Source organism: Lacimonas salitolerans, assembly GCF_042677865.1.
Lineage (GTDB): Bacteria > Pseudomonadota > Alphaproteobacteria > Rhodobacterales > Rhodobacteraceae > Lutimaribacter > Lutimaribacter salitolerans.
The window spans coordinates 38,539-65,336 of sequence record NZ_JBHUDD010000001.1; the positions used below are offsets into that span (position 1 = coordinate 38,539).

The window sequence follows — 26,798 nt, forward strand, 5'->3', positions numbered from 1 at the left end:
TTGCAAGATGAAGGGGTCAGGTGTCGATCCAGATCGTCACCGGCCCGTCATTGACCAGCGCCACCTGCATATCCGCGCCAAACTGGCCGGTCTGAACCGGGATGCCTTGCGCGGCAAGACTGGTGGCGAAATGCCGGTACAGGCGGTCGCCCTCATCCGGTGCGGCGGCGGCAGAAAATCCGGGGCGGTTGCCGCGTGAGGTGTCGGCGGCAAGGGTGAACTGGCTGACCACCAGTGCTGCACCCCCGATATCAAGCAGCGAGCGGTTCATCTTGCCCGCGTCGTCCTTGAAAATGCGCAGCTTGGCGATCTTCGCGGCCAGCGCATCCGCCTGTTGCGCGCCGTCGCCCTGCATGGCGCAGACAAGGATCAGCAGCCCCGGGCCGATCTGGCCGATGGTGGCATCGTCCACCGTGACGATGGCCTGCGAGACCCGCTGGATCAGGGCCCGCATCAGGGCTTGCCCGGCTTGACGCGGTTGACATGGCCCATCTTGCGGCCCGGCTTGCACGCGGTCTTGCCGTAAAGATGCAGGGCGGCGTGGGGTTCGCGGGCCATGGCGGGGATGCGGTCGATGTCATCGCCGATCAGGTTCTCCATCACCACATCGGAGTGGCGCATCCCATCGCCAAGCGGCCAGCCGGCAATGGCGCGGATATGCTGTTCGAACTGGTCCACGGCGCAGCCATTCTGCGTCCAGTGGCCCGAGTTGTGCACGCGTGGGGCGATCTCGTTCACGATCAGTCCCTGGGGCGTCACGAACAGCTCGACCCCCAGAACGCCGACATACTCCAGCGCGTTCAGGATGCGCGCAGCCAGCAGCACCGCATCGCTGCGTTGTGTCGGCGTCAGGCGCGCAGGCACGGTTGTGCTGCGCAGGATGCCGCCCTCATGCACGTTCTCGCCCGGATCGAAACAGGCGACCGAGCCATCGAGCCCGCGCGCGGCGATCACCGACACTTCGTGCGTGAACTCGACAAACCCTTCCAGGATCGCGGCGGATCCGGCCATGTCGTCCAGCGCCTGACCGGCCTCATCCGGGGACATGATCCGCGCCTGCCCCTTGCCGTCATAGCCAAGGCGGCGGGTCTTGAGGATCGCGGGCGTGCCGATGCTCTCCAGCGCCGTGCCCAGATCATCAGCACTGTCCACCGCGGCATGGGGCGCCGTTTGCAGGCCCAGCCCGGTCAGGAATTCCTTTTCGGTCAGCCGGTCCTGGCTGATGCGCAGCGCCTCGCGGCCCGGGCGGATGGGCCGCAGGGTTTCGATGATGTCCAGCGCCGAGGTCGGGATGTTCTCGAACTCGTAGGTGACGACATCCACCGCCTGCGCAAAGGCGCGCAGGGCCTCGGCGTCGTCATACCCGGCCTGGAAATGATAGTTGGCGACGTGGCTGGCCGGACAATCACCGCCCGGTTCAAAGATGCAGGTCTTGAACCCAAGACGGCTGGCGGCGACCGACAGCATGCGCCCCAACTGCCCACCGCCGAGGATGCCGATGACCGCGCCGGTGTGCAAGGGATCAGTCATTGCTGGGCACCTGCGGGATCGAGGCCGACAGCGCCGCGCGCCAGTCGTCCAGCCGTTGGGCAAGATCCGCGTCGTGCATGGCCAGCATCTGCGCCGCCATCAGCCCGGCATTCTTGGCCCCGGCCCCACCGATCGCCATCGTGGCCACCGGAAAGCCGCGTGGCATCTGCAGGATCGAATACAGGCTGTCCACACCCGACAGCGCCTTGGTCTGCACGGGAACGCCGATCACCGGCACGCGGGTTTTCGACGCCATCATGCCGGGCAGATGCGCCGCCCCGCCGGCGCCGGCAATGATCACCTGCAATCCGCGCTCGACGGCGGTCTTGCCATATTCCCACAGCCGGTCAGGCGTGCGATGGGCCGAGACGATGCGCGCCTCGTAGGGCACGCCAAGCTCGTCCAGGATATCCGCCGCCTCTTTCATCGTGGGCCAGTCCGATTGACTGCCCATGATGATGCCAACCTTGATGTCCACCATGCCCGCGCCCCTTCGCCGTGAATGAGACGCGCACTATACGAAAGGCGCGGGGTTAGGCAATGATATCCGGGTACAGACGATCCTCGATCAGGGCGATGCGGTCCTTGAGCAGCAGTTTGCGCTTTTTCAAACGTTGCAGGGTCAGCTGATCCGCCGTTGCGCGATCCTGCAGGGCGCGGATCGAATCGTCCAGATCGCGGTGTTCGCGGCGGAACACTTCCAGTTCCACGCGCAGCACCTCGTCGGTCTTCATAGCGATATCGCTGGCAAAATCCGAATGGGCGTTCATCACAGGTGATTCCGTTGCTTGCGAGAGGTTTCTTAACATACTGAAAAACCGGGTTTTCGCAAAGCCCTTGCGGGATTGCGGAACAGCCCCCATATTTTTGATGACTCGGGATTGCCGCAACAGGGATGCCGGGACGGACTGTCGCTTAGATCAAGGACGTGTCGATGACAAAACTTACACTCGGGTCACACCCGTACCTTCTGGGCTTCGAACAGTTGGAGCGGTTGCTGGAGCGCACTGCGAAATCCGGCAACGAAGGCTACCCGCCTTTCAACATCGAGCAGACTTCGGACACATCATACCGCATCACGTTGGCGGTAGCGGGGTTTGCCGAATGCGATCTGAGCATTACCGTTGAAGACAAGCAACTGGTGATCCGTGGTCGTCAGGGCGACGACGGGGCCGACCGCGTGTTTCTGCACCGGGGCATTGCCGCGCGGCAGTTCCAGCGCAGCTTTGTGTTGGCCGACGGGGTCGAGGTGGGCGAGGCGTTGATGGAAAACGGCCTGTTGCACATCGACCTGACGCGCGCGCAGCCCGAAACGGTTGTGCAGACGATCAATATCAAAAGGGGGTAAGCGACATGGATGTGAAATTCGATTTCGACGCAGGACAGGGGGATCGCATCGTCTATGTGCGCCCTGTCGAAGTGGCCGATCTGCCGGATGAGTTGCAGGAAAAACTGGTCGGGACCAAGACGCTGTATGCCGTGCACGATGCCAACGGGCAGCAATTGGCACTGGTCAAGGACCGCAAGACGGCCTTTGTTCTGGCCCGGCAGAACGATCTGTCGCCAGTGACCGTGCACTGATCCTTGCCGGACGATCCGGGCGGGACAGCGGCAGGTGCCGTAGGTCTGATATGTGAAAAAAGCCCGGTCTTGCGACCGGGCTTTTCGAGTCATGAATTCCGGATCAGTTGCCGGTGATCAGACCCATGCTTTCCAGCGTCAGGATCACCTGATGCGCGCAGTTATCAACCTCGACATTCTCGGTCTCGACGCGCAGTTCGGGGTTCTGGGGTTCCTCGTAAGGATCTGAAATCCCGGTGAACTCCTTGATCTTTCCCGCGCGCGCCAGCTTGTACAGGCCCTTGCGGTCACGGCGCTCGCATTCCTCGACCGACGTGGCGACGTGCACCTCGATAAAGGCGCCATACTGTTCGATCATCTCGCGCACGGCGCGGCGGGTGGCGGTGTAGGGCGCGATGGGCGCACAGATCGCAATGCCGCCGTTCTTGGTGATTTCCGACGCGACATAGCCGATGCGCTTGATGTTGATGTCGCGGTGCTCCTTGCTGAACCCCAGCTCTGATGACAGGTGCTTGCGCACGACGTCGCCATCCAGCAGCGTCACCGGACGCCCGCCCATCTCCATCAGCTTGACCATCAGAGCGTTGGCAATGGTGGATTTCCCCGAACCCGAAAGGCCGGTGAAGAACACGGTAAAGCCCTGCTGGCTGCGTGGTGGCGAGGTCCGGCGCAATTCCTTGACCACCTCGGGGAACGAGAACCACTCGGGGATCTCCAGACCCTCGCGCAGACGGCGGCGCAGTTCCGTGCCCGAGATGTTCAGGATCGTGACATTCTCGCGATCCTCGATCTCGTCATTGGGCTCGTATTGCGCGCGTTCCTGCACATAGACCATGTGTTTGAAATCGACCATCTCGATGCCGATTTCGTCCTGATGGGTGCGGAACAGATCCTGCGCATCATAGGGACCGTAGAAATCCTCGCCCGCGCTGTTCTTGCCGGGGCCTGCATGGTCCCGGCCCACGATCAGGTGGGTGCAGCCGTGGTTCTTGCGGATCAGACCGTGCCACACGGCCTCGCGCGGGCCGGCCATGCGCATCGCCAGGTTCAGCAGGCTCATCGTGGTGGTGGCCTGCGGGTACTTGTCCAGAACCGCCTCGTAGCAGCGCACGCGGGTGAAATGATCGACATCGCCGGGCTTGGTCATGCCGACGATGGGATGGATCAGCAGGTTGGCCTGCGCCTCGCGGGCGGCGCGGAATGTCAGTTCCTGATGCGCGCGGTGCAGCGGGTTGCGGGTCTGGAAGGCGACGACCTTGCGCCAGCCCAGCTTGCGGAAATAGGCGCGCAATTCGTTGGGGGTGTCGCGACGGGCGCGGAAATCATAATGCACGGGCTGCTGGATGCCGGTGACAGGGCCGCCCAGGTACACGTTGCCCGCCTGATTGTGCAGATAATAGACCGCCGGATGCGCCTGGTCGTCGGCCCCGAACACCTTTTCGGCCTCGCGCGCCTTGTCGGGTGTCCAGCGGTCGGTCACGGTCATGGTGGCAAGGATCACGCCTTCCTGGTCGCGCAGGGCGATGTCCTGACCCAGTTCGACGCCGTCGGCAAATTCTTCGGACACGTCCAGCGTGATCGGGATCGGCCAAAGCTGGCCATCGGCAGTGCGCATGTCCTCGACCACGCCGTTGTAATCCGCCTCACTCTGGAACCCTTTCAAAGGAAAGAACCCGCCGTTCATCAGCAGTTCCAGATCGCAAACCTGGCGCGGGCTCAGATCCCAGCTGATCAGGTCGGCCGCCTCCAGCTTCATCTTCTGGGCGCTTTCGTAGCTGACATAGAGTTCTGGAATGGGGGCGAGGTTTGGAATGTTCATTTCGGCTCTCTTCTTCCTAATCGGTCTTCTAATGGTGTATCAGGGTTTCGCGCAGCCCATAGTCCCGCATGCAGGGGATTGGCAAGACAGGCGGCACGACTTTCACGCGAAGGCGGGCAAAATCCCGCCTTCTGTTGCTTTGCAGTAGCAAATTCGCCCGAACCGTGCGATTTTCCGCCCAGTTCGGGAGGGTCCGGCCTGCGCGGTCCGGGGCGGGGTCACGCCTCGTGCTCGGCCAGAAACTTCTCCGCATCCAGCGCGGCCATGCAGCCCATTCCGGCGCTTGTGACGGCCTGACGATAGATGTGGTCGGTCAGATCACCCGCGGCAAAGACGCCCGGAATGCTGGTGCGGGTGGTGCCCGGTTCGACCCGGACGTAACCGCCGTTGTGCAGTTCCAGCTGGTCCTTGACCAGCTCGCTTGCGGGCGCGTGGCCGATGGCGATGAACACGCCCTTGCACGGAATCTCGGTGACAGCGCCGGTATCCACATGCCTGACGCGCACGGATTCGACCCCCTTGGGCATGTCGGTTCCCACAACCTCGTCCAGGGTGTGATGCCACAGCGTTTCGATCTTGGGATGCTTGAACAGCCGGTCCTGCAGGATCTTTTCCGCGCGCAGCTCGTCGCGGCGGTGGACCAGCGTGACCTTGCTGGCGAAATTCGTCAGGAAAAGCGCCTCTTCGACGGCGGTGTTGCCGCCGCCGATCACAACGATCTCTTGCCCGCGATAGAAGAACCCGTCGCAGGTGGCGCAGGCCGACACGCCAAAGCCCTTGAACGCCTCTTCGCTGTCCAGACCCAGCCATTTCGCCCGCGCACCGGTGGCCAGGATGACCGCATCGGCGGTATAGGTCGTGCCACTGTCGCCCTTTGCCGTGAACGGACGCTGCGACAGATCAAGCGAGGCGATGATGTCGCCCACGATCTCGCACCCCATCGCCTTGGCGTGGTCCTGCATCCGCACCATCAGGTCGGGGCCCTGCACTTCGGTGTCGCCGGGCCAGTTCTCGACCTCGGTGGTGGTGGTCAACTGGCCGCCGGGCTCGATCCCCTGTACCAGGACCGGCTCCAGCATGGCGCGGCTGGCATAGACCCCGGCGGTGTATCCCGCAGGCCCCGATCCGATGATCAGAACCTTGGTGTGGCGTGTGTCGGACATGGGTGTTCCTTTCGCGTCAAAGACATGCGTTGCAGGCGATATAAAGCCCGGGCGCGCAAGGGGAAAGGGGGGACACCGCCGCACAGGAAATAGCCGTTTGCCATGAAGATCATGAAAGGATATTGCGCAAGCGCGAAACATTGTTGCGCACATTGGCGCAGGTGCTATAACAAACCGCCGCTTCAGGAGGACACACATGGCTGGATCGCGACTCGATCCCATCGACAGGAAAATCCTGGCCGAATTGCAGGCGGATGGGCGCATGACGAATGTCGAGCTTGCCAAGCGCGTGGGCATCTCTGCGCCGCCCTGCCTGCGCCGCGTGCGCACGCTGGAAGATGCGGGATACATCCGTGGCTATCACGCCAAGGTGGATGCGCGCGAACTGGGGTTCGAGGTGCAGGTGTTTGCCATGGTCGGGCTGCAAAGCCAGGCCGAGGCGGATCTGAGCCGCTTTGAACAGCGCTGCCGCGACTGGCCGCTGGTGCGCGAGTGCCACATGCTGAACGGCGAGGTCGATTTCATCCTGAAATGCGTGGCCCCCGACCTGTCCACTTTCCAGAGCTTTCTGACCGAGGAACTGACCGCCGCCGAGAACGTGGCCAGCGTCAAGACCAGCCTTGTGATCCGCGGTGCCAAGGACGATCCCGGCGTGCCCTTCGAGGTGCTCGAGGCGCGGCTGGCGCGCAGCGCCTGACCAAGCCGGTCAGGCGGCGGGGCTTGCGTCCATGTCCAGCCCGGGCAGGTGCGGATAGGCCAGCGGGCCAAAATCGCCCGGCTGGTCGATATGCGGAAACATCGCCAGAAACTGCGCCAGTTCCTGTGTCGACAGGTTGCAGCGCAGGCTGCCGCCGGGGTGAAAACACTCCATCGCCAGCCCGCCGACACGCATGGTGGCGTGAACGGGCAGGACAAGATGATACAGCTGCACGCCGCTGGCGGGCGTGACGGCAAAGGCGGCCATCCCGTCGCCGATGGCCGCCACCGGCACCAGCGCCTCCGAGCGGGCGCCACCCGTCGGGCGGTTGCGCGCGCGGTGCAGCACCCGCGCCGCCGGCCCAAGCAGCAGATCGCGCACCGGCCGCGACATGCCGAACCCGTCGGCCAGAACGCGCGTCAGCGTGCGGCACCGATCCTGCGCACTGGGCAGGCAGGTCAGGCTGCCACGCCACAACACGGGCAGGGCGCCATGCTCGACGGTCAGCACCGCGTCACCGGGCAGGATATCCTCGACAGGGACGGGGCCGCCCGGAGTCTGGATCGGGGTGCCATGGGCAAAGGCGGCAAAGCAGTCTTCGAACAACTGCATGGCGGGGATGGCCAGAGTGGCCTGATCCACGTCACCGTTGCGGCGCAACCATGCGATTTCAGCGCGACGGCGCGGCGCGTCATCGCGGGCGATCGGCACAGGTGGCGTCAGGTGAGGGCTTTCTATGGTCATGCGGCACCTTGGACGTGTCAGGCGTGCTGTCGGCCCCCACCGGATACAGCATGCGGAATCTTGAAACATGATGCGACATAACCACGGGTTGTGTCAAAAAGCAGCGCAAATTGTACCCGTCCCGCCGCGCAATCGCCGCATGGGCAGGTGAAGTGTTTCCGCACATTCGACAACCACGCCATAATGTGATTCGTCACAAAAAAGGCCGCCCGGTTCTGGGCGACCTGTCGCGGCACTTGCACCGCGCAGTCCGGGGACGTTCCGGCACCCCGAGGGAGGTCGTTACGCCTGCCGCCGCTGTGGGCTGACAGGTTTGGCATCGCGCCGCGCAATCATCTCGGCCCGGCGACTGCCGCGCTGCCAGGGCAGGGCGGGTGTCTCTGTTGCCTTGGCGGTGTCTGTCACACCTTTGATCCAACGTCTGGTCTTTGTCATGCCCGGGTCTCCTGCCTTCTTGGCTGCCTGCGCGCCCTTGTGCTGCGCGCCTGTATCGTCGTTGGGAACAATATGGCGGCTGTTTGGGGCATTGTTTTGGCGGCCCCGTGCCCGTACCCGGTTTTTTTGGTGCCACTTTTCAAACAATCCGGGAGTGGCCGGAGCGATTGCGCAAGTTGCTGTTTTCAAAGGATTTGGTGCGATATCTGCCGCCAATGCAACGGCCACCGGCGGTATTGTTTCGCCCATGGGGGCGATTGCGCGGCCCGATTTGTGCCCGAATTACAGCCGGATCGCCGACAGATGCCGGCCATAGTCCGCCTCGCCGGCATGGGTGGTCCGGCGGTAGGAAAAGAATCGATCGGGATTGGAATAGGTGCAATGCCGCGTCCACTCGGCATGGCCCACCCCCGCCCCGCGCAGCCGGTGCAACCCGAAAGCGGGCAGATCGAACAGGTACCTGTCGCCCTCGCCGTTGACGAAAAAGCGTTGATATTGCGGGTCTTCGGCCATGAAATCCTCAAGGAATTCCGGCCCGACCTCATAGGCGCGCTGGCTGATCGTGGGGCCGATCACGGCGGCAATCCTGCCGCGCGCCGCGCCCAGCCGCTCCATCGCCTCGACCGTCGCCTCCAGCACGCCGTCCAGCGCCCCGCGCCAGCCCGCATGCGCCGCGCCCACCACGCCCGCGCGCGCATCGGCAAACAGCACCGGCTGGCAATCCGCGCTCAGCACTCCCAGCGCCAGACCGGGCGTGGCGGTCACCATTGCATCGGCGCGCGGTCTTGGCTCGGGCGGATTGTCCAGCGACACGGCCGTGGCGGAATGCACCTGATTGACGCTCACCAGCCGGTCAGGTGTCACCCCCATTGCCTTGGCCACCCTGGCACGGTTGATCAGCACGATTTCCGACTGATCCGTGCTGCCCTGCCCGCAGTTGAGCCCGGCAAACACGCCCGACGACGCCCCCCCGCGCCGGGCAAAGAACCCGTGCACAATGCCATGCAGCGCGTCCGAGGTGATGATATCCAGCGTCATGGCTCCAATCCCGGTGGCGGGGCGGCGGTGGCAGGGTAGACCCCCATCACCTTGAACACCGAACCCATTTCACCCGGGTGCGTCAAGCGTCGATGCGCGGCAACATGCGCATCCAGTGCCGTGCCGGTCATGCCGCGTGCCAGCGCCTGCGCGCGTGCGGTGATGCCCAGACGCTCCAGAAAAACGCCCTGCGCCGTCAATCGCGTGTGCGCGGCAGGGGCGGCGGCCCGCGCCAGCACCTCGAAATCCACATGCGCGGTCAGATCGGCCTTGCCGGGGGTGGCCAGCGGATCGACCGGCGCGTGACCCTGCACCGCCTGAAACGTGTCGCCCAGGCTGCGCCAGTCGCCATAATCCACGATCAGCGCGGCACCGCCGCGATCCGCGATCCGCGCACCGATCTGCTGCATAACCAACCCTGCGGCAGGGCAGTGCTCGACCACGTCACCGGGGCGTGTATCGTCCAGCCGGTATGCCAGCGCGGGATGATGCGTGTCCGTGCCCAGACCCATCACCAGCCGGTCGCCATCGGCCCCCACCATCCGCTCGGCCCAGCCCTGCGCGCTGCGCTGGAACTGCCGGATCGGCAGAGCGTCGAAAAATTCGTTGGCGATCAGCAGCAGCGCCCCTTCTGGCAAGGTCTCGACCCGATCGTGATGCGTCACATCCCAGCCCGCCAGCGCCTGCACCTGCCTGGCGCGCAGCACCGGCGAGGCCTCGACCAGATGCAGCCGCAGCGCCGCGTGAAACCCCGGCACGGACCGCGTGGCGCGCAGGGCATCCGCCATCAGCGTGCCGCGCCCGGGCCCCAGCTCGGCCAGCGTGACCGTCCCCGGCGCGCCCTGATCCAGCCAGCATTGCGCCAGGCACAGGCCCAGCAGCTCGCCGAACATCTGGCTGACCTCGGGCGCGGTGGTGAAATCGCCAGCAGCCCCCAACGGATCGCGCGTCGTGTAATAGCCCATGGTGGGATGCAGCAGCGCCTCGGCCATGAAATCGCTCAGGCGCATCGGCCCGTCCGAGGCGATCCGCGCCAGCAGATGCGCGCGCAGGCTCATGTTTCCGCGCTGGCCCTGACCCGGCCCCGGGCATAGAGGATCAGCGCCACGCCCACCACCACCATGGGCAGCGACAGAACCTGCCCCATGGTCAGCCCCACCTCACCGGCCCCGATCACGAATCCCATCGGGTTGTCGGGCGTGATGAACTGCGGATCGGCCTGCCGGAAGTATTCGACGACAAAGCGCGCCGCGCCATAACCCGCGATGAACACGCCGGTGACCTGCCCCGGCACCTTCAGCGCGCCGCGCCGATAGGCCAGCCACAGCATCAGCCCCAGCAGCACCACGCCCTCCAGCACCGCCTCGTAAAGCTGCGAGGGATGGCGCGCGCACAGGCCCACCACGCCCGGGCAATCCTGTGCCATGGGCTGCGGAAAGATCACGCCCCAGGGCAGGTCGGTTTGCCGTCCCCACAGCTCGCCATTGATGAAATTGGCGATCCGTCCCAGCATCAGCCCCACCGGCACCCCCAGCGCAATCGCATCGCCCGCCGCCAGCCGCGGGATGCCTTGCGCGCGGGTATACAGCCAGCCGGCGACCACAACGCCCAGAAATCCGCCGTGAAACGCCATGCCGCCCTGCCAGACCATCAGGATCTCGGCCGGGTTCTGCAGGTAATAGGCCGGCTGATAGAACAGCACGAACCCCAGCCGCCCGCCCAGAACGATTCCGATGATGATCCAGGTCAGCAGATCCTCGACCTGCCTGCGGTCCATCGGCGGGGTGTTGCCTTGCCACAACCCGGGCCGCGCCAGCGCATGCAGCGAAATCCGCCAGGCGATGATGATGCCCGCGATATAGGCCAGCGCATACCAGCGCAGCGCAAATTCGATCCCGAACAGGGAAATGGTGAAAAGCTCGGGCGAGATGTCGGGAAATGGGATGGCGGCCTGCATGTGCGTCCTCTTGCCTGTGTTGCAGGGCGCAAGTCAACCTTGTGGGCACGCCCCCCGTGGCCCATATAGGGTTCAAGTGTAACGGTGGAGAGCACAATGCAGTCCCGCAACAAGATTTTCGACGACCTGTCGCAACTGATGACCAACGCCATGGGCGTGGCCCAGGGCGCCCGGACCGAGGCCGAAACCGCGATGAAAAGCCTGATGGACCGCTGGCTGGCCGATCGCGATTTCGTCACCCGCGAGGAGTTCGAGGCCGTGCGCGCCATGGCCCAGAAAGCCCGCGAAGAGAACGAGGCGCTGCGCGCGCGTCTGGATGCGATGGACAAGCAGGGCTGACCCTGCCGTCCTTCACTGCAGCGCGAACAGCGACATCACGACCTGTGACGCCAACCGCGCCCCGCGCCCCACGAACAGCGTGGGGTTGACCCAGTCATAACGCGGATCGCCGGTTTCCAGCCGCGCATGGGTGCGCATGTAATAGCTGCCGGGGTCCACCTCCTCGCCGCGCGCGATGGCGGCCAGAACCTCGTCCGGCCCGTGGCGATAGCCGTAGTTGATGATCTCGATGGTCGCGCCGTCATGGGTTTCCATGGCATAGCGCGTGTCCAGTTCGGCCACGCCATTGCCCCAGATCGTCTGCCAGTCGGCCCCAAGATGCAGCAACCGGCCTGACAGGCGCGGCCCGGTCACATGACCGCCGACAATCGGAATGATCCGGCGCTGGCCCGCGCGCCCCGACCCCATCTCGCGGATCGGGTCCAGATCGACATACAGATCGCAGACATGCGCCAGCACCGGCTGCGGCAGTTTCGGTGTGTGCGTCATTGGGGTCCCCTGCTTCATCTTGCCGGATAAACTCTCGCCGAAGGCATCCGCCGCTTCAACAACCGCCGCGCCGGACGATCACGCCAGCCGTGCAGCCCGCGGCCCGAGGCGCAGGGCGCAGCCCGGAGCCGAGACAACCTGTGCGCCTGAAAGGCGCTCATTTAAACAACCCGGTTCACACAAAAGGGCCGCCGGATCATCCCCGGCGGCCCTCTTCGATGTCAGCCTCAGCCGCCGTGCTTGACGATCAGCGCCTTGGCCTGTTCGATCAGGGCGCGGCCATCGATGCCCTTGGCATCCATGTCGGCCACCCAGCGGTCGATCACCGGTTCGGCCTTGGCCTTCCAGCGGGCAACCTCGTCGGTGTCCAGTTGCACGATGGTGTTGCCGGCCTCCACGGCCAGATCCCGCGCGGGCTTGTCGTAGTCCCACATCACCTGTGCTGCGAACTCCGACAGCGCCATGCCGGATTCCGCGTCGATGGCGGCGCGGATGTCCTCGGGCAGGCTGTCATACTTGTCGCGGTTCATCACGGTGATGATCGTCGCGGTATACAGCGACTCATCGCCCGAGAATTCGACGTGATGATCCACCAGTTCCGACAACCGGATCGCGGCGGTCACTTCCCACGGGATCACCGTGGCGTCGATCACGCCCTTGGACATCGCCTCGGGAATGGCGGGCAGGGGCATGCCCACGGGGGTCGCGCCCAGTTCGCCCAGCATGTCCGAGATCACGCGGGTCGGGCCGCGCAGCTTCTTGCCTTCCATGTCCTCCAGCTTGGTGATGGGGGATTTGGAATGGATCATGCCCGGCCCGTGCACCCATGCGCCCAAGACCTTGACGTTGCTGTATTCCCCGTCCTGAAGCTCGGTTTCGACAAGGTCCTGAAACGCCTTGGACGTGGCGATCGGGTTGGTCATCATGAAGGGCAGTTCGAACACTTCGGTCTTGGGGAACCGCCCCGGCGTGTAGCCCACGACTGTCATGATGATGTCGGCCACGCCGTCGATCGCCTGATCCATCAGATCCGGCGGACGCCCACCCAGGGCCATCGCGTCGTAATGCTCGATCTTGACCTTGCCGTCGGTGCGCGCCTCGATGCGCTCGGCCCATGGTTTCAGGATATGCGCGGGCACGGGCGCGGGGGGGGGCAGGAACTGGTGCAGGCGCAGCGTCACCTCCTGCGCGGCGGCGATCCCGGGCATCAGCCCCAGTGCCAGCGCGGCGGCCGCCACGGATTTCATCAGATAACGTCGTTTAATGTTTCCTCCCTGGGGTTTGGCCGGTTGATCCGACCGCTGAGCAAATGGTTATCCAAGATAACTATTATGTCCAGAAATTAATTCAGCACCACCGGCAGGCTGCGTGGCCCGCGAAAGCCGAAACCGGTAAAGGCCACCTTGCCCGCATCGGCCAGTTCCATGTTCGGAAAGCGCTCGAACAGCATCGGCAGCAATATATTGGCCAGCATCCGCCGCGCGATATGGGTGCCCTGGCAGAAATGCGGCCCATTGCCAAAGGCCTGATGCGGGGTCTTGGCGCGGAAGATGTCGAACAGGTGCCCGTTCTCGAACACCGCCTCATCGTGATTGGCCGAAGCTTGCGAGGTCATCACCGTATCGCCCTTGGGAATCACGAATCCGCCGATCTCGACATCCTCCTTGGCGACGCGGCTGGACACCTGGATCGGCGCAACCCAGCGCACGCCTTCCTCGAAGGCCTGCGTCCACAACCCGTCGCGCTTGCAGGCGTCGAACTGGTCGGGGTTGGACAGCAGGCCATAGATGATGGTCAGCGCGGCATCGCGCGGCTCGTTGATGCCGCCGCCGATGGCGATCTTGATGTTGCTGTGGATCTGGCTTTGCGCGATCGGGTCCTCGGCATTGACCATGACCGACAGTGCGCTCTGATCCGGTTCGGCCCGGTGCCTGTCGGCAGCGGTGATGAACACCGCGTCCATCTCGTCATTGGCCCTGTCACATTCGGCGAACAGCGCCGGATCCCAGCCGAAATTGCCCGCCCCGTCGATCAGGATCTGGCTCCAGCGTTGCATTGTGTGGGCATCGACCTCGGGGATGCCCAGCAGATGCGACAGGCAGGCGGCGGCATAGGGGCCGGTCAGGTCGGTGAACAGGTCCACCGTTTCGCCACGGGGCAGGGCGGCCACGTAGTCTTCGGCGATCCGGGTATAGGTCGGCGTCCAGCACTGGTTGATGTTGCGCCCGGAAAAGGCCGGAGCCATCGCGCCGCGCTCGCGGGCGTGCTCCTCGCCATCCTTGCGCATCAGCGTGTGGGCGCGAAAGGCGCGCTGCATCGGCGTGTCGGGGTCGTTGGTGGAAAACAGTTCGGGCGAATCCTTGACCCACTTGGTGTGCTCGGCTCTGGTCAGCAGGGTGCGCCCCAGCGCCTTGACGTGCAGCACCGGCGTTTCCCGCCGCAGTCGCGCGTAGACGCTGTAGGGATCACGCACCATCTGCGGAATGGTGATGGTGTCGTCGACGGGCGCGTGCGGCATTTGTGTGGTGATGGTCACTGATCCCTCCCCTGATCCATGATCCGCCCAGGATAGGGGCAGGGGTTGCCATCTGGCAATCCGATGGATTTGATGGGCTGCATCGGAAATCCTGATGGAGGAGGCAGGATGGACGCCTATTCGGTCGATTTCGCGGCGCTGCGGGTGTTGCGGCTGGTGCATGCGCATGGCTCGTTCACCCGCGCGGCCGAGGCGCTTGACACCACGCAAAGCGCTGTCAGCTACACGATCGAGCGCCTGCGCCGGGCGTTTGACGATCCGTTGTTCGTGCGCCAGGGTGCCGGCATCGTGGCCACCGACCGCTGCGACGAGATCGTGGCCGAGGCCGCGCGGATGCTGGACCGCTTTGCCGCGCTGAGCGCGCCGCGCGGGTTCGACCCCGGCCGGGCCGAGGCGGCGGTGACGATCAGTTGCAACCATTACGAACGGGTGACGGTTGTGCCCTGGCTGATGCATGCCCTGCGCGCCCAGGCGCCCGGCCTGCGGCTGCACATCATTTCCAGCACCGTGCGCGGCAAGGAGCAGTTGAGCCGGGGCGAAAGCGATCTGCTGATCGGGCCGATCCGGATCGAGGATGCAGGGTTTTTCCGACGCCGGCTGATGGAGGATATCTATGTCTGCGTGATGGACCCGGCCAACCCGCTGGCACGGGGCGGGCTGGATGCGGCGCGGTTCACCGCGGTCCCGCAGGCGGTGGTGACATACGGGGGCAACTGGCGCTCGGCCTGGCTGGTCGAGATGGAGCGGGCGGGGGCTGTGCCCAACATGGTGGCCGAACTGCCCAGCCCCGCGAACCTGCCGCAACTGCTGACCGGTACCGACCTGATCGCCACGGTGCCCGCCCGCGTGGCGCGGGGTTTCGGCCCCGGGCTGGCGGTGTGCGAGTGCCCGTTCCCGGCCCCGTTCGGGATCGACCTGTACTGGACCGGGCGCACCCACGAGGCACCGATGCACAAATGGCTGCGCGGCCTGATCGCGCAGGCGGCAACCGAGGTGTGAGTGACTGCCGTCGGAAATGGGTCGTGCCGCTGGCACGACGCAGGCTTTGCGCGGCCCTTGCGGGCCACGCCGTGTCAGGGGGGCGCTGCCCCCCTCTTGGCCCGATGGGCCAATTCACCCCCCGGAGTTTACCTGGCAAGATGAAGCTGGACCAGTTCAGGAGTGCGCCGGTTCGGCGGGTCCGGGGAAGTGGCAGGCGACCTGATGGCCGGCCACGGTTTCCAGCGCGGGCTGGGTGGCGCGGCAGAGGTCCTGCGCGCGCGGACACCGCTCGACAAAGGCGCAGCCCCTGGGCGGGTTGAGCGGGCTTGGAGGGTCGCCGCTGATCTTCAGCGGGCGCACATAGCCGCGCGATTTGCGGCGGGCAAGGCTGGGTGCGGCGGACAAAAGCGCCTGTGTGTAGGGGTGTTGCGGGTTGTCGAACAGGGCGGTGCGGCTGCCCATCTCGACGATCTTGCCCAGATACATCACGGCCACGTCGTCGCAGACGTGGCGCACCACGCCGAGGTCATGGCTGATGAACAGGTAGGACAGACCCAGTTCGGTCTTGAGCCGGGCCAGAAGGTTCAGGATCTGCGCCTGGATCGCCACGTCGAGCGCCGAGACCGGTTCGTCGCAGACCAGCAGGCGCGGATTGGTGGTCAGCGCCCGCGCGATCGAGATGCGCTGGCGTTGCCCGCCCGAGAACTGGTGCGGAAACAGGCTGAGCTGATCGGGGCGCAGGCCGACCAGCCGGAACAGCTCGGTCACGCGGGCACGGCGTTCGGCGGCTGTGCCGATGCCCATCAGGTCCAGCGGTTCGCGCACGATGTCGGCCACCCGGGCGCGCGGATTGAGGCTGCTGTAGGGGTCCTGAAAGATAAGCTGCACGTCACGGCGGCGCTGGCGCATGTCCTCGTCGCTCAGCTCCAGCAGATCCTGGCCGTCGAAGATTACCTTGCCGTTCGCGGCGGGCACCAGCCGGATCGCTGCCATCGCGGTGGTGGTCTTGCCCGAACCGGATTCGCCCACGATCCCCAGCGCGCGGCCCTGTTCGAGTGTGAACGAGACCTCGCGCACCGCTTCGAGATACCGGCGCGGCCCGAAGATCGACGCCTTGGGCATGGCGAAACGCACGGTCAGGTCCTGCACGTCCAGAAGGGCGGTCATATCCGGCCCTCCTGAACGGCGTGGCAGGCGGCGGGGTGATGGCCGTGGTCGATCAGCGCCGGTTTCTCGCGCAGGCAGCGGGCCTGGGCGTGATCGCACCGCTCGGCAAAGGCGCAGCCCTGCCCCAGCAGGTGCAGCGGCGGCACGACGCCGGGGATTTCGCGCAGCTTGTCATCGTCCTTGCCAAGGGCCGGGATGCACGAGATCAGGCCACGGGCATAGGGGTGCTGGGGGTGGTCCAGCACATCGTCGGCGCGGGCCTCTTCGATCACGCGGCCAGCATACATCACCGCGACGCGGTCGGCCATTTCGCTGATCGCACCCATGTCATGGGTGATCAGCACGATGGCAGCACCGAAATCACGCTGGATCTCGTTCAGCAGGTCGAAAATCTGCGCCTGCACGGTGACATCCAGCGCGGTGGTGGGTTCGTCCGCGATCAGCACCTTGGGCCGACAACTGACGGCCATGGCGATCATCACGCGCTGGCGCATGCCGCCCGACAACTGGTGCGGATAGTCGCGCGCGCGGGTGTCGGGGCTGGGGATGCCCACACGGTCGAGCAGGGCAATGGCATCGCGGAACGCGCGGTCGCGGCTGACGTTCTGGTGCAGTATGATCGCCTCGGCGATCTGGTCGCCCACGGTGAAGACGGGGTTCAGGCTGGTCATCGGCTCCTGAAAGATCATCGCCACCTCGGCCCCGCGCAGCTGGCGCAGCCGGGCGTCGCTGGCACCCACCAGGTCTTCGCCGTTCAGGCGGATCGATCCGCCCGCAATGCGCCCGGGCGGCATCGGGATCAGCCCCATGACCGACAGGGCGGTGATCGACTTGCCGCAGCCGGATTCACCCACCACGCCCAGGGTCTCGCCCGCGTTCACGTGCATCGACACCGAATCCAGCGCGGTGACCTGCCCGTGACGGGTGTTGAAGGTGACGTTCAGGTCCTCGATTTCCAGCAGGGCCATCAGCGTTCCCTCAGTTTGGGATTGAACGCGTCGTTCAGCCCGTCGCCGATCAGGCTAACGGAAAAGACGGTGAAAAAGATCGCAAGGCCGGGAAAGGTGACCGGCCACCAGGCATCTAGGATGTAATCGCGGTTGGCCCCGATCATCAGGCCCCAGCTCATCACGTTGGGATCGCCCAGGCCCAGAAAGGACAACCCCGCCTCGAACAGGATGGCGATGCCGATGGTCAGCGTGGCCGACACGATCAGCGGAGGCATAGCGTTGGGCAGGATCACGGTCCAGATGATGCGGCGGTTCCTGGCCCCGATGGCGCGGGCGGCGGTGACGTATTCCAGCTCCTTGATCTTGAGGAACTCGGCGCGGGTCAGGCGCGCGGTCTGGGGCCAGCTGACGACGCCGATGGCGATCGAGATGGTCCAGAGCGAGGGCGAGAACAGCGTGACCAGCACCATGGCGAACAGCAGCGCGGGCAGCACCTGAAAGAACTCGGTCACGCGCATCAGCAGGTTGTCGATCCACCCGCCGTAAAATCCCGACAGCGCGCCCAGGGTGACGCCGATCACCATCGTGATCATCGCCGCCGCGGCCCCCACCGCTAGGGTGGGGCCGCCGCCGGTCAGGATGCCCGCCAGGATGTCGCGGCCCAGGTAATCCGTGCCCAGGGGACACTCGGGTGTCACGCCGGGGGCCTCGTGCGGGGCCCAGACGATTTCGAACGGATTGCCGGTGTAGATGAAGCTGCCATAGAGTGTGGCCAGCACAATCACCGTCAACATCGCCGTGCCCGCTAGTGCCGGGATGTTGCGGCGGAACATGCGCCACGCCTCGCGTGCGGGGCTCTGGGCCTTGTAGGTGTCGGTCGGATCACTCATTCCGCGCTGTGCTCCTTCCTCTCTCTGGAAATATCCCGGGGGGTTTGGGGGGCTGGCCCCCCATTTGGTCCTGTGGTTTGGGGGGCTGGCCCCCCATTGGTCCTTTGGTTTTAAGGGCCAACCAGGCATGGGGCGGTGGAACTGTTTGACAGGTGCGGATCATCNTGGGGCGGTGGAACTGTTTGACAGGTGCGGATCATCACCGCCCCCGCAGTCGCGGGTCGGCCAGACGGTAGCTCACATCGGTCAGCAGGTTGGCCACCACCACCATCGCGCTGGCAAAGAACAGCACGCCCATGATGGTCGGGTAATCGCGGCGCAGGATGGAATCGAACGCCAGCCGCCCCATGCCGGGCCAGTTGAACACGGTCTCCACCAGCAGCGCGCCCGAAATCAGGTTGCCGAATTGCAGCCCCGCCACCGTCAGGATTGGCAGGGCGGCATTGCGCAGGGCGTGCTTGAACAGCACCGATTTCTCGGATGCGCCCTTGGCCCGCGCGGTGCGGATGTAGTCCGATCCCAGCACCTCGAGCATCGAGGCGCGCGACAGCCGGGCGTATTGCGCCAGGTAGATGATGGCCAGCGTGAAGGCCGGCAGCACCAGGTGATGGGCGATGTCCAGCGCCTGAACCAGCGGCCCGGCATCGCGCAGACGCACCGATTGCATGCCCTCGACCGGAAAGATCGGCAGCATGCTGGCAAACAGGATGATCAGCATGATCCCGGTCCAGAACACCGGCACCGCATAGCCCACCGTGGCAAAGACCGAGACAAAACCGCTGAGCACGCCATTGGGCTTGCGCGCGGCGACGACACCCAGAAACACGCCCAGCAGGATCGACAGGATCTGTGCCACGATCACCAGCAGGATGGTCGGGCCGATGCGGTGCCCGATCAGGCTGGCCACAGACTGGTTGAAAAAGAAGCTCTGACCCAGATCGCCGCGCAGCACGTTGCCGATATAGATCGCCAGCTGTGTCACGACCGGCTTGTCCAGACCGTATTCCTGCCGGATGCTGTCCAGCATTTCCTCGGTCGCGCCGCCCATTTCGCCCGCGATCACCACTGCGGGGTCGCCAGGTGCAAGACGGATCAGCATGAAGTTCAGGATCACCACGCAGAGCATCAGCACAAGGCCATAGCCGACGCGGCGCAGCACGTAGGAAAGCGTCATGTCAACCCCGGTGCAGGAATGGGGACAGGGCCGCGTGGTGCGGCCCTGTCCGGTGTCGGTTCGGTCACTCGGACCATTCCACCCTGTCCATCGGGTGCATTGCGCCCCAGATGCCGGTGGGTGCGTTCTGCAACCGCTTGTCATAGGCGGTGTGATAGGGCGTGGCATTGATGAAGTAGATCGGCACATCCTGCGCGATGATCTGCTGGAACTCGGAATACATCGCCTTGCGCTTGTCCTGGTCCAGCTCGATCGCGGCGTCGTTCAAAAGCTGATCGACCTGGTCGTTGCAATAGCTTTGGGTGTTCGACCAGATCACGCCCTGCCGGATGTTGTCGCACAGATAGGTGCGGTGCACCCCGATCACCGGGTCGCCCCAGTTGAACACCACGTCCATCGTCATCTCGAAATCATGCCCGCCGACACGACCGGCCCAGGTGGGGAAATCGGGCGCGGCGCGCACGGTGACGTTGATGCCGATCTTGCCAAGCTGCGACTTCATGTATTCGGCCACCGATTGCTGCTGCTCTTTCGGGCCGGGGATATAGTCGATGGTCAGGTCCATGCCGTCGGCAAACCCGGCCTCGGCCATCAGGGCCTGCGCCTTGTCCAGATCGACGTCATAGGTTTCGATATCGGCCTCGAAGAACGGCGAGCTTTCGATGATCGGCCCACGCTGGACCGTGCTGACACCGCGATGCAGCGCCTTGGTAATGAATTCACGGTCGATCGCATAGGAAATGGCCTGCCGCACCCGCACATCCGACAGCTTTTCGGACTTGGTGTTGAAGGCCAGCCAGTTGATCGGCCCGACCGCGGCATAGCCCTGATCGGTGATGGTCAGGTGGTCGGCCTCTTGCAAACGGCGGATTTCCTGGCTGCCTGCCATGAACGGATACATGTCCGCATCGCCGTTCTGCATCGAGATCAGCAGGGCGGACGGGTCCTTGACGATGCGGATCAGGATTTCATCCAGCTTGGGACGGCCGTCGATGAAGAAATTCGGGTTCTTCTTGAGAACGATCGCCTCGCCCGCGGTGAATTCCTGCAACATGAACGGGCCCGAGCCGACAACATCGGTGCTGTTGCGCGGGTGCGAGGCCACGTCCTGCCCGTCGCCGTAGATGTGCTTGGGCAGTACCGGGGCCAGCGCGGGCGACAGCGACAGCAACAGGGCCGGGTGCGGTTGCGACAGGCGGATCACGGCGGTCTGCGCGTCGGGCGTGTCCACGCCCTCGACCGGGGCGAACATGGACTTGAACGGGTGGTTTTCCTTGGTCGTCATGATGGAAAACGCCACGTCTTCCGAGGTGATGGGTTCGCCATCATGGAAAGTGGCCCCTTTGACAAGGTTGAGCGTGACCGACAGGCCATCCTCGGCCACCTCCCAGCTTTCGGCCAGATAGGGCTGTGGCTCCCAGTTCTCGTCATAGCGCAGCGGCGAGGCAAAGATCTGGGTCGATGGCACGGCGGTGGCGATGCCCGACTGCACCGCGCCATTCAGGTGGCGGGGCACCTGGCTGGACACGATGACCAGCGTGCCGCCGTCGGCCCAGACGGGGGGTGTGTAAAGCGCGCCTACGGCAATGGCCGCCGCGCCCAATAGGCATGGAACGAGTTTCATCAGCAGTCTCCCTGTGGTGTGCCTTTTGGCTTATGGGATCACGCTAGCGAAGGCCTATGCCACAGAAAAGCGTGTTTAATAGGCTTCTAAACTACATTTCATGCGCCAACTGACGGTCCGGGGTCAGAACCAGATCGTTGAAACTGCCAGCGGTGGCCAGTTCCTGGCACACATCCAGCACCGCGCGCATCAGCGTCGACCGGCGCGCGGCGGCGGTATAGGCCACCCCGAACAGCGGGGTCAGCACCGGGCCCGCGATTGGTCGCACAAGATAGCCGTTGCTGCCGTCCAGATCACCGGGGCTGCAGATATTCAGCACCGAATGGCCAAAGCCTGCCGCCACCAGACCCCGCAGCACCGAGGATGATTTGGTGGTGTGCACGGTCTGAAACTCAAGATCTTGTTCCGCGAACAGGTCCGAGAAGTAGCCGGAGGCATCGGGCAGATCCAGCAGCACCATCGGCATCGCCGACAGGTCGCGCAGCGTCACGGTGGTCTGACCCGCCAGCGGCGAATCCTCGGGCAGCAGGGCATAGGGCCGGGCCTCGAACAGCGGCAGGAAATGCAGCGCCTCGGGCACCGTGCGGCGATAGGTCAGGGCCAGATCGATCTTGCCCTCCTGCAGCAGGCTGTGCATCTGGGTCAGGTCGGCCTCGACCAGTTCGACCCGGATCGACGGGTGCAGATGCGCCACTTTTTTCATCAGCCGGGGCAGAACATAGGGCGCGCTGGGGGAATAGCAGCCCACATGCAGCCGCCCGGTCGGATTGCCCGACAGCGACATCAGGTCGGATTCGAACACGCGGGCATGCTCCAGAAACCCGGCGATGCGCTGGCCCACCACCTGCCCGGTCTCGGTGGGCTGGATGCCCTTGGCGGGCACCCGGCGGAACAGTTCCTGCCCCACCGTTTCCTCAAGCACGTCCAGCGCGGCGGTGATCGAGCTTTGCGAGATGTTCATTGCCGCCGCCGCCTTGGCGATCGAGCCGGTGCGCAGCGCGGCATCATAGTAGCGCAGTTGTTTCAGCGTGAACCGCATGGCTTCATCCAGAAAATGAGACTTTGATCTACAGTAAATCCATTTTCCACAATTACAACGCTGCGCTACCCCTGATGCATCAGTTGGGAGAGTGCCGATGTCCGACATCACCGTTTTCAGTGCCCGCAAAATCCTTACGATGGACCCCAACCGCCCGACCGCCACGCATGTCGCTGTCAGGGACGGGCACATTCTGGCGGTGGGCGACGCGACATGCGCCGATCAGTGGGGCGCGGTGACCCATGATGACAGCCTGTCGGATACGGTTCTGATGCCCGGGTTCGTCGAAGGCCACAGCCACATGGCCGAAACGGTGTTCTGGGAATGGGCCTATGCCGGGTATCACGACCGGGTGGACCCGGACGGGCGGCACTGGCGCGGCAAGACCGATATCGCCACGGTGATTGACGATCTGCGCGCGCATCTGGACACGCTTGAGGCCGATGCGCCGCTGATCGCCTGGGGGTTCGATCCGATCTTTCTGGATGCCGAGCGGCTGAACCGCACGCATCTGGACGCGATCAGCAAGACGCGCCCGGTGGTGGTCCTGTATTCCTCGGGGCATCTGATGTGCGTGAACTCGGCCGCGCTTGAGGCCGTGGGATATGACCGCCACAGCAATATCGAAGGCGTGATGCGCGGGGCCGATGGCGACCCCAACGGCGAGTTGCAGGAAATGGCGGCGATGTTCCCGGTCATGCGCCGGATGGGGATGGACACGCGCACGCGCTGCCACCAGCCCGGCCACGTGCGCGCCTTTGGCCGCATCTGCCAGCGCGCAGGCGTCACCACGGCGACCGATCTGTTCGCCATGCTGACCGAAGATACCGCTGCCACGCTGGCCGCCACCACCGCCGAGCCGGGGTATCCGGTGCGCGTGATGCCTGCGATCTCGACCATCCACAGCACGCCCGAAGTGGTGCGCGCGCAGGTGGCATCAATGGCCGCGCTGAACCACGATTGCCTGCGCTTTGGTCCGGTCAAGCTGATGACCGACGGCTCGATCCAGGGCTTCAGCGCGCGGGTGAAATGGCCCGGCTATGTCGGTGGGCAGCCCAACGGCATCTGGAACATGGCCCCGGACGAGATTTTCGCCACCTGCAAGCTGATGCAGCAGGCGGGCATCCAGATGCACATCCACACCAACGGCGACGAGGCGAGCGAAGTGGTGCTGGACGCGCTGGAGGCCGCTGCGCGCGCCCACCCCTGGCCCGGCGCACGCCACGTGCTGCAACATGCGCAGATGATGGGCCCGGCGCTGTTTGCCCGCGCCGCCGAACTGGGCGTCTGCGTCAACCTCTTTGCCAACCACATCTGGTTCTTCGGCGATCAGCACGCGGCCCTGACCATCGGTGCCGACCGTGCGGCGCGGATGGACGGCTGCCGGGCGGCGCTGGATGCGGGGGTGCACATGGCGATCCACTCGGATGCGCCGGTCACGCCCATGGGGCCGCTGTTCACCGCATGGTGCGCGGTCAACCGGCAAACCATGTCGGGCCGGACGCTGGGCGCGGCGCAGTGCATTTCGGTGGACGAGGCGCTGTATGCCATTACCATGGGGGCGGCGTATACGTTGAAGATGGATGGCGAAGTGGGCAGCATCACCGCAGGCAAACGCGCGGATTTCGCGGTTCTGGGCGACGACCCCACCGCCGTCGATCCGCTGACGCTGAAGGATGTCGCGGTTCTGGGCACGGTCATCGGTGGCCATACGAACCTGTTGTAACTTAGGGATAAAGGGGCTCTCATGTCCGCCATAACCGTCTTTGCGGCGAAAAAGATCATCACCATGGATACCAACCGCCCCGAGGCCACGCATGTGGCCGTGCGCGACGGGCATATCCTGGCCGTGGGCGACGCGACCTGCGCGGATCAATGGGGCGACGTGACCCATGATGACAGCCTGTCCCACGCGGTGTTGATGCCCGGCCTTGTTGAAGGCCACGCGCATATGATGGCCGGGGCGATGTGGAACTATGCCTATGCCGGGTTTCACGACCGGATGGACCCCAAGGGCAAGTGGTGGCAGGGCAAGCCCGATCTGGCCACCGTGGTGCACGACCTGACCGAATATGGCAACGCGTTGCCAGAGGGCGAGCCGCTGTTGGGCTGGGGGCTGGACCCGATCTTTTTCGAGGGCGAGCGGATCAGCCGCAAGCATCTGGATCAGGTCAGCCCCGACCGGCCCGTGGCGATCATGTTCTCGAACTTTCACCTGATGTGCGTGAATTCCAGGGCGCTGGAGCTGGCGGGCTATGACCGCACCACCAATGTCGAAGGCGTGGTCAAGGACGCACAGGGGGAACCGACGGGCGAGTTGCAGGAAATGGCCGCCATGTTCCCGGTGATGCGCCGGGTCGGCATGGATTTTCGCGGGCTGACGCAAAAGCCCGAGACCATCCGCGCCTATGGCGAGGTCTGCATGCGCGCCGGCGTGACCACCTCGACCGACCTGTACGCGCAGATGGAGGATGACGATCTGGACACGTTGCTGGCGGTCACCTCGGACGAGGGGTTCACCGCCCGGCTGGTCAGCGTGATGGGCGTGGCGGGCACCGATCCCGCGCAATCGGCGGCACTGGCGCTGGAGATGCGCAAGCGGTCCACCGACAAGCTGCGGCTGGGGGCGGTCAAGCTGATGACCGACGGCGCGATTCAGGGCTGGACCGCGCGGGTGAAATGGCCCGGCTATGTCGGCGGGCAGCCCAACGGCATCTGGAACATGGCCCCGGCAGAGATACACCGCATGGTGGCCGAGATGCAGAAATCCGGCGTGCAGATGCACATCCACGTCAACGGCGACGAGGCCAGCGAGGTGGCCATCGACGCGCTGGCCGCCGCCGCCCGCAGCCACCCCTGGCCCGGCGCGCGCCATGTGCTGCAACATTGCCAGTTGATGGGGCGCGACCAGTTCGAACGCTGTGTCGAGCTGGGCCTGTGCTGCAACATATTCTCGAACCACGTCTATTTCTTTGGCGACAAGCATGTCGAGCAGACCATCGGCGAGCAGCGCGCCCTGCGGATGGATGCGGTGCGCAGCGCGCTGGATGTGGGCGTGCACGCGGCGATCCATTCGGATGCGCCGGTCACCCCGCTGGGGCCGCTGTTCACCGCATGGATTGCGGTCAACCGGCAGACCATGTCGGGCCGGGTGCTGGGGCAGGCGCAGTGCATCACCGTGCCCGAGGCGCTGCACGCGATCACCCTTGGCGCGGCCTATACGCTGAAAATGGATCACGAGGTCGGCAGCATCCAGACCGGCAAGCGGGCCGATTTCGCCATTCTGGGCGATGATCCACTGTCGGTCGATCCGGTCACGCTCAAGGATGTGCCGGTGCTGGGTACTGTGCTGGGCGGGCGGGTCAACCTGGCATGACGCTGCCACGCCTGCCTTTGACGGTGATCGGCGGCTATCTGGGCGCCGGCAAGACCACGCTGCTGAACCGCCTGCTGTCCGAGCATCACGGGCTGCGCATCATGGTGATGGTCAACGATTTCGGAGCCATCAACATCGATGCCAGCCTGATCGAGCGGGCCGAGGGCGACACCATCAGCCTGACCAACGGCTGCGTGTGCTGCACGATGGGGGCTGATCTGTTCATGGCGCTGGGCGATGCGCTGGACCGGCGTCCGCGCCCGGATCATCTGGTGATCGAGGCGTCGGGCATCGCCGATCCGGCCAAGATCGCCATGGCCGCAAGGGCCGAGCCCGAGATGGCCTATGGGGGCATCGCGGTTGTGGTCGATGCGCTGAACTGGCCCGCGCTGGCCGATGATGCGCAGATCGGGCCGCAGATCCGCGGTCAGGTGGCGGTGGCCGATCTGGTGCTTGTGTCCAAGGCGGCGGATGGCCTGCCGGGCGGGTTGGCGGCACGGCTGGCGGCGCTGTCGCCCGCCCCGTTGGTCGATCTGGCGCAGGCGGGCACGGTGGCGCCGCTGCTGACCGGCATGACGCCGGGCGACGCGCGCGCGGTAAACCCGGCGCATCCCGGTTATGTCGGCTGGGCGCACGAGGGCGAGGAGATGCTGGATCGTGCCGCGCTGGAGGCGCTCTTGGCGCGCAGGCCCGATGGGCTCTATCGCATCAAGGGCAAGGTGCTGACACCCGGTGGCGGCGCGCATGAGGTGCATGTGGTGGGGGCCACGCAGGACATCAAGCCTGCGCAGGCGGATCGCACGACGCTTGTGGCAATCGGGCTGGAAGGGCGGGTGGACCGTGACGCCATTGCGCGGTGGTGGTCTGCGCGGTCAGGCTGAACCCCGGATGATCAGCAGGCGGGTTTGCCGTCGGGCTGATCGGAAGGGGCGCAGAACAAGCGGTACAGCAGGCCGATCACCTCGGACGTGTTTTCATCGGCGAGGCTGTAATAGATCGTCTTGCCTTCACGGCGGGTGGTCACAAGACCCTCTTCGCGCAGGCGGGCCAGCATCTGGCTGACGGCGGCCTGCCGGATCTCAAGCAGGTCTTCCAGCTCGCCCACCGATTTCTCGCCCGAGCCGAGATGGCACAGGATCATCAATCGGCCCTCATGCGCCAGTGTCTTGAGATAGGCCGCCGCCGCCTGCGCGTTGCGCGCCATTTCCGAGGGCGGGGCCGGGGGGGCCTGAGTGTTCAAAGCGTCATCAACCCGATCAGTTTGTATAT

29 protein-coding genes are annotated in these 26,798 nt (G+C 65.0%); 8 read left to right on the plus strand and 21 right to left on the minus strand.

All coding sequences use genetic code 11. The features are described from left to right. Positions 1-16: 16 nt before the first annotated feature. The 4 genes from dtd to ACFTOW_RS00165 are packed head-to-tail and all read right to left on the minus strand — an operon-like array spanning position 17 to position 2,300. A complete protein-coding gene (gene dtd / locus ACFTOW_RS00150) occupies positions 17-454 on the minus strand; it encodes a D-aminoacyl-tRNA deacylase (protein ID WP_379911835.1) in 438 nt (145 codons plus the stop codon). Next, positions 454-1,530 carry a 5-(carboxyamino)imidazole ribonucleotide synthase gene (locus tag ACFTOW_RS00155; protein WP_379911837.1) on the minus strand — a complete coding sequence of 359 codons (1,077 nt, stop codon included), beginning with the start codon at positions 1,528-1,530 and terminating at the stop codon, positions 454-456. Before ACFTOW_RS00155 ends, dtd begins: the two co-directional genes overlap by 1 nt. After that, positions 1,523-2,011 (minus strand): 5-(carboxyamino)imidazole ribonucleotide mutase, encoded by a 489-nt coding sequence (gene purE / locus ACFTOW_RS00160; RefSeq protein WP_379911839.1) that lies wholly within the window; start codon positions 2,009-2,011, stop codon positions 1,523-1,525. The genes ACFTOW_RS00155 and purE overlap by 8 nt, the downstream gene beginning before the upstream one ends. 52 nt (positions 2,012-2,063) lie before the next feature. Continuing rightward, entirely contained in the window at positions 2,064-2,300 is a 237-nt protein-coding gene (locus ACFTOW_RS00165; RefSeq protein ID WP_024811299.1) for a YdcH family protein, read from the minus strand. A gap of 164 nt (positions 2,301-2,464) precedes the next feature. Between ACFTOW_RS00165 and ACFTOW_RS00170 the strand changes: the two genes are divergently transcribed. Together ACFTOW_RS00170 and ACFTOW_RS00175 are read left to right on the plus strand one after the other, a co-directional pair. After that, positions 2,465-2,878: an Hsp20 family protein gene (locus tag ACFTOW_RS00170; RefSeq protein WP_379911841.1), complete on the plus strand. Its 414-nt coding sequence runs from the start codon at positions 2,465-2,467 to the stop codon at positions 2,876-2,878. Positions 2,879-2,883: 5 nt separating this feature from the next. Continuing rightward, positions 2,884-3,111 (plus strand): DUF1150 family protein, encoded by a 228-nt coding sequence (locus tag ACFTOW_RS00175; RefSeq protein ID WP_379911843.1) that lies wholly within the window; start codon positions 2,884-2,886, stop codon positions 3,109-3,111. 103 nt (positions 3,112-3,214) lie between these two features. On the opposite strand, the gene ACFTOW_RS00180 is transcribed toward ACFTOW_RS00175, so the two are convergent. Together ACFTOW_RS00180 and trxB are read right to left on the minus strand one after the other, a co-directional pair. Further along, positions 3,215-4,930, minus strand: coding sequence for a bifunctional sulfate adenylyltransferase/adenylylsulfate kinase (locus ACFTOW_RS00180; RefSeq protein ID WP_379911845.1), 1,716 nt, complete (start codon positions 4,928-4,930; stop codon positions 3,215-3,217). A 218-nt stretch (positions 4,931-5,148) separates the two neighbouring features. After that, complete coding sequence (trxB, locus tag ACFTOW_RS00185) at positions 5,149-6,093, minus strand: thioredoxin-disulfide reductase (protein ID WP_379911847.1); 945 nt, start codon at positions 6,091-6,093, stop codon at positions 5,149-5,151. A gap of 196 nt (positions 6,094-6,289) precedes the next feature. Here trxB and ACFTOW_RS00190 point away from each other — a divergent pair, with 196 nt between their 5' ends. Further along, entirely contained in the window at positions 6,290-6,790 is a 501-nt protein-coding gene (locus ACFTOW_RS00190) for an Lrp/AsnC family transcriptional regulator (protein WP_379911849.1), read from the plus strand. Positions 6,791-6,799: 9 nt separating this feature from the next. Here ACFTOW_RS00190 and ACFTOW_RS00195 read toward each other — a convergent pair whose 3' ends face one another. From ACFTOW_RS00195 to lgt, 5 genes are all read right to left on the minus strand, one after another. Beyond that, entirely contained in the window at positions 6,800-7,534 is a 735-nt protein-coding gene (locus ACFTOW_RS00195) for a Hint domain-containing protein (protein ID WP_379911851.1), read from the minus strand. Positions 7,535-7,816: 282 nt separating this feature from the next. Then, positions 7,817-8,218: a hypothetical protein gene (locus tag ACFTOW_RS00200; RefSeq protein WP_379911853.1), complete on the minus strand. Its 402-nt coding sequence runs from the start codon at positions 8,216-8,218 to the stop codon at positions 7,817-7,819. A 33-nt stretch (positions 8,219-8,251) separates the two neighbouring features. Next, complete coding sequence (pgeF, locus tag ACFTOW_RS00205; RefSeq protein ID WP_379911855.1) at positions 8,252-9,007, minus strand: peptidoglycan editing factor PgeF; 756 nt, start codon at positions 9,005-9,007, stop codon at positions 8,252-8,254. Further along, positions 9,004-10,065 (minus strand): class I SAM-dependent methyltransferase, encoded by a 1,062-nt coding sequence (locus ACFTOW_RS00210; RefSeq protein ID WP_379911857.1) that lies wholly within the window; start codon positions 10,063-10,065, stop codon positions 9,004-9,006. Before ACFTOW_RS00210 ends, pgeF begins: the two co-directional genes overlap by 4 nt. Then, positions 10,062-10,964 (minus strand): prolipoprotein diacylglyceryl transferase, encoded by a 903-nt coding sequence (gene lgt, locus ACFTOW_RS00215; protein ID WP_379911859.1) that lies wholly within the window; start codon positions 10,962-10,964, stop codon positions 10,062-10,064. Before lgt ends, ACFTOW_RS00210 begins: the two co-directional genes overlap by 4 nt. Before the next feature lie 96 nt (positions 10,965-11,060). Here lgt and ACFTOW_RS00220 point away from each other — a divergent pair, with 96 nt between their 5' ends. Beyond that, positions 11,061-11,303 carry an accessory factor UbiK family protein gene (locus ACFTOW_RS00220; protein ID WP_024811310.1) on the plus strand — a complete coding sequence of 81 codons (243 nt, stop codon included), beginning with the start codon at positions 11,061-11,063 and terminating at the stop codon, positions 11,301-11,303. 12 nt (positions 11,304-11,315) lie between these two features. Here the strand turns inward: ACFTOW_RS00220 and ACFTOW_RS00225 are convergent, their stop codons facing one another. The 3 genes from ACFTOW_RS00225 to ACFTOW_RS00235 form a co-directional block, all read right to left on the minus strand. Then, positions 11,316-11,792 (minus strand): DUF3237 domain-containing protein, encoded by a 477-nt coding sequence (locus tag ACFTOW_RS00225; RefSeq protein WP_379911862.1) that lies wholly within the window; start codon positions 11,790-11,792, stop codon positions 11,316-11,318. Between the two features lie 227 nt (positions 11,793-12,019). Further along, positions 12,020-13,039 carry a TRAP transporter substrate-binding protein gene (locus ACFTOW_RS00230; RefSeq protein WP_379911864.1) on the minus strand — a complete coding sequence of 340 codons (1,020 nt, stop codon included), beginning with the start codon at positions 13,037-13,039 and terminating at the stop codon, positions 12,020-12,022. A gap of 95 nt (positions 13,040-13,134) precedes the next feature. Beyond that, positions 13,135-14,310 (minus strand): cytochrome P450, encoded by a 1,176-nt coding sequence (locus ACFTOW_RS00235; RefSeq protein WP_379911929.1) that lies wholly within the window; start codon positions 14,308-14,310, stop codon positions 13,135-13,137. A gap of 126 nt (positions 14,311-14,436) precedes the next feature. Between ACFTOW_RS00235 and ACFTOW_RS00240 the strand changes: the two genes are divergently transcribed. Next, a complete protein-coding gene (locus tag ACFTOW_RS00240) occupies positions 14,437-15,327 on the plus strand; it encodes a LysR family transcriptional regulator (RefSeq protein WP_379911866.1) in 891 nt (296 codons plus the stop codon). Positions 15,328-15,483: 156 nt separating this feature from the next. Here ACFTOW_RS00240 and ACFTOW_RS00245 read toward each other — a convergent pair whose 3' ends face one another. The 6 genes from ACFTOW_RS00245 to ACFTOW_RS00270 all read right to left on the minus strand — a co-directional run bounded on the left by ACFTOW_RS00245 (position 15,484) and on the right by ACFTOW_RS00270 (position 22,153). Then, positions 15,484-16,476, minus strand: coding sequence for an ABC transporter ATP-binding protein (locus tag ACFTOW_RS00245; RefSeq protein ID WP_379911868.1), 993 nt, complete (start codon positions 16,474-16,476; stop codon positions 15,484-15,486). After that, positions 16,473-17,444 (minus strand): ABC transporter ATP-binding protein, encoded by a 972-nt coding sequence (locus tag ACFTOW_RS00250; RefSeq protein ID WP_379911870.1) that lies wholly within the window; start codon positions 17,442-17,444, stop codon positions 16,473-16,475. Before ACFTOW_RS00250 ends, ACFTOW_RS00245 begins: the two co-directional genes overlap by 4 nt. After that, on the minus strand, positions 17,444-18,316 hold the full coding sequence (locus tag ACFTOW_RS00255; protein ID WP_379911872.1) for an ABC transporter permease: 873 nt from the start codon (positions 18,314-18,316) through the stop codon (positions 17,444-17,446). Before ACFTOW_RS00255 ends, ACFTOW_RS00250 begins: the two co-directional genes overlap by 1 nt. 199 nt (positions 18,317-18,515) lie before the next feature. Continuing rightward, positions 18,516-19,490, minus strand: coding sequence for an ABC transporter permease (locus ACFTOW_RS00260; protein WP_379911874.1), 975 nt, complete (start codon positions 19,488-19,490; stop codon positions 18,516-18,518). A 64-nt stretch (positions 19,491-19,554) separates the two neighbouring features. Then, the gene (locus tag ACFTOW_RS00265; protein ID WP_379911876.1) at positions 19,555-21,114 is read right to left on the minus strand and encodes an ABC transporter substrate-binding protein; all 1,560 of its coding nucleotides are present in this window, start codon (positions 21,112-21,114) and stop codon (positions 19,555-19,557) included. 91 nt (positions 21,115-21,205) lie between these two features. Continuing rightward, positions 21,206-22,153 carry a LysR family transcriptional regulator gene (locus tag ACFTOW_RS00270; RefSeq protein ID WP_379911878.1) on the minus strand — a complete coding sequence of 316 codons (948 nt, stop codon included), beginning with the start codon at positions 22,151-22,153 and terminating at the stop codon, positions 21,206-21,208. A gap of 97 nt (positions 22,154-22,250) precedes the next feature. On the opposite strand from ACFTOW_RS00270, the gene ACFTOW_RS00275 reads away from it, so the two are divergent. The 3 genes from ACFTOW_RS00275 to ACFTOW_RS00285 are packed head-to-tail and all read left to right on the plus strand — an operon-like array spanning position 22,251 to position 26,410. Next, a complete protein-coding gene (locus ACFTOW_RS00275; protein ID WP_379911880.1) occupies positions 22,251-23,879 on the plus strand; it encodes an amidohydrolase in 1,629 nt (542 codons plus the stop codon). Between the two features lie 21 nt (positions 23,880-23,900). Continuing rightward, on the plus strand, positions 23,901-25,529 hold the full coding sequence (locus tag ACFTOW_RS00280) for an amidohydrolase (RefSeq protein ID WP_379911882.1): 1,629 nt from the start codon (positions 23,901-23,903) through the stop codon (positions 25,527-25,529). Beyond that, positions 25,526-26,410, plus strand: coding sequence for a CobW family GTP-binding protein (locus ACFTOW_RS00285; protein ID WP_379911884.1), 885 nt, complete (start codon positions 25,526-25,528; stop codon positions 26,408-26,410). The genes ACFTOW_RS00280 and ACFTOW_RS00285 overlap by 4 nt, the downstream gene beginning before the upstream one ends. Positions 26,411-26,421: 11 nt before the next feature. Here the strand turns inward: ACFTOW_RS00285 and ACFTOW_RS00290 are convergent, their stop codons facing one another. Continuing rightward, positions 26,422-26,733 (minus strand): ArsR/SmtB family transcription factor, encoded by a 312-nt coding sequence (locus ACFTOW_RS00290; protein WP_379911886.1) that lies wholly within the window; start codon positions 26,731-26,733, stop codon positions 26,422-26,424. Positions 26,734-26,798: the final 65 nt, after the last annotated feature.

What these genes read in the sequence shown, in the direction of transcription:
- dtd (WP_379911835.1), bottom strand. Translation starts at nt 454, where the DNA reads ATGCGGGCCCTGATCCAGCGGGTCTCGCAGGCCATCGTCACGGTGGAC.
- ACFTOW_RS00155 (WP_379911837.1), bottom strand. Translation starts at nt 1,530, where the DNA reads ATGACTGATCCCTTGCACACCGGCGCGGTCATCGGCATCCTCGGCGGT.
- purE (WP_379911839.1), bottom strand. Translation starts at nt 2,011, where the DNA reads ATGGTGGACATCAAGGTTGGCATCATCATGGGCAGTCAATCGGACTGG.
- ACFTOW_RS00165 (WP_024811299.1), bottom strand. Translation starts at nt 2,300, where the DNA reads ATGAACGCCCATTCGGATTTTGCCAGCGATATCGCTATGAAGACCGAC.
- ACFTOW_RS00170 (WP_379911841.1), top strand. Translation starts at nt 2,465, where the DNA reads ATGACAAAACTTACACTCGGGTCACACCCGTACCTTCTGGGCTTCGAA.
- ACFTOW_RS00175 (WP_379911843.1), top strand. Translation starts at nt 2,884, where the DNA reads ATGGATGTGAAATTCGATTTCGACGCAGGACAGGGGGATCGCATCGTC.
- ACFTOW_RS00180 (WP_379911845.1), bottom strand. Translation starts at nt 4,930, where the DNA reads ATGAACATTCCAAACCTCGCCCCCATTCCAGAACTCTATGTCAGCTAC.
- trxB (WP_379911847.1), bottom strand. Translation starts at nt 6,093, where the DNA reads ATGTCCGACACACGCCACACCAAGGTTCTGATCATCGGATCGGGGCCT.
- ACFTOW_RS00190 (WP_379911849.1), top strand. Translation starts at nt 6,290, where the DNA reads ATGGCTGGATCGCGACTCGATCCCATCGACAGGAAAATCCTGGCCGAA.
- ACFTOW_RS00195 (WP_379911851.1), bottom strand. Translation starts at nt 7,534, where the DNA reads ATGACCATAGAAAGCCCTCACCTGACGCCACCTGTGCCGATCGCCCGC.
- ACFTOW_RS00200 (WP_379911853.1), bottom strand. Translation starts at nt 8,218, where the DNA reads ATGGGCGAAACAATACCGCCGGTGGCCGTTGCATTGGCGGCAGATATC.
- pgeF (WP_379911855.1), bottom strand. Translation starts at nt 9,007, where the DNA reads ATGACGCTGGATATCATCACCTCGGACGCGCTGCATGGCATTGTGCAC.
- ACFTOW_RS00210 (WP_379911857.1), bottom strand. Translation starts at nt 10,065, where the DNA reads ATGAGCCTGCGCGCGCATCTGCTGGCGCGGATCGCCTCGGACGGGCCG.
- lgt (WP_379911859.1), bottom strand. Translation starts at nt 10,964, where the DNA reads ATGCAGGCCGCCATCCCATTTCCCGACATCTCGCCCGAGCTTTTCACC.
- ACFTOW_RS00220 (WP_024811310.1), top strand. Translation starts at nt 11,061, where the DNA reads ATGCAGTCCCGCAACAAGATTTTCGACGACCTGTCGCAACTGATGACC.
- ACFTOW_RS00225 (WP_379911862.1), bottom strand. Translation starts at nt 11,792, where the DNA reads ATGACGCACACACCGAAACTGCCGCAGCCGGTGCTGGCGCATGTCTGC.
- ACFTOW_RS00230 (WP_379911864.1), bottom strand. Translation starts at nt 13,039, where the DNA reads ATGAAATCCGTGGCGGCCGCCGCGCTGGCACTGGGGCTGATGCCCGGG.
- ACFTOW_RS00235 (WP_379911929.1), bottom strand. Translation starts at nt 14,310, where the DNA reads ATGCCGCACGCGCCCGTCGACGACACCATCACCATTCCGCAGATGGTG.
- ACFTOW_RS00240 (WP_379911866.1), top strand. Translation starts at nt 14,437, where the DNA reads ATGGACGCCTATTCGGTCGATTTCGCGGCGCTGCGGGTGTTGCGGCTG.
- ACFTOW_RS00245 (WP_379911868.1), bottom strand. Translation starts at nt 16,476, where the DNA reads ATGACCGCCCTTCTGGACGTGCAGGACCTGACCGTGCGTTTCGCCATG.
- ACFTOW_RS00250 (WP_379911870.1), bottom strand. Translation starts at nt 17,444, where the DNA reads ATGGCCCTGCTGGAAATCGAGGACCTGAACGTCACCTTCAACACCCGT.
- ACFTOW_RS00255 (WP_379911872.1), bottom strand. Translation starts at nt 18,316, where the DNA reads ATGAGTGATCCGACCGACACCTACAAGGCCCAGAGCCCCGCACGCGAG.
- ACFTOW_RS00260 (WP_379911874.1), bottom strand. Translation starts at nt 19,490, where the DNA reads ATGACGCTTTCCTACGTGCTGCGCCGCGTCGGCTATGGCCTTGTGCTG.
- ACFTOW_RS00265 (WP_379911876.1), bottom strand. Translation starts at nt 21,114, where the DNA reads ATGAAACTCGTTCCATGCCTATTGGGCGCGGCGGCCATTGCCGTAGGC.
- ACFTOW_RS00270 (WP_379911878.1), bottom strand. Translation starts at nt 22,153, where the DNA reads ATGCGGTTCACGCTGAAACAACTGCGCTACTATGATGCCGCGCTGCGC.
- ACFTOW_RS00275 (WP_379911880.1), top strand. Translation starts at nt 22,251, where the DNA reads ATGTCCGACATCACCGTTTTCAGTGCCCGCAAAATCCTTACGATGGAC.
- ACFTOW_RS00280 (WP_379911882.1), top strand. Translation starts at nt 23,901, where the DNA reads ATGTCCGCCATAACCGTCTTTGCGGCGAAAAAGATCATCACCATGGAT.
- ACFTOW_RS00285 (WP_379911884.1), top strand. Translation starts at nt 25,526, where the DNA reads ATGACGCTGCCACGCCTGCCTTTGACGGTGATCGGCGGCTATCTGGGC.
- ACFTOW_RS00290 (WP_379911886.1), bottom strand. Translation starts at nt 26,733, where the DNA reads ATGGCGCGCAACGCGCAGGCGGCGGCGGCCTATCTCAAGACACTGGCG.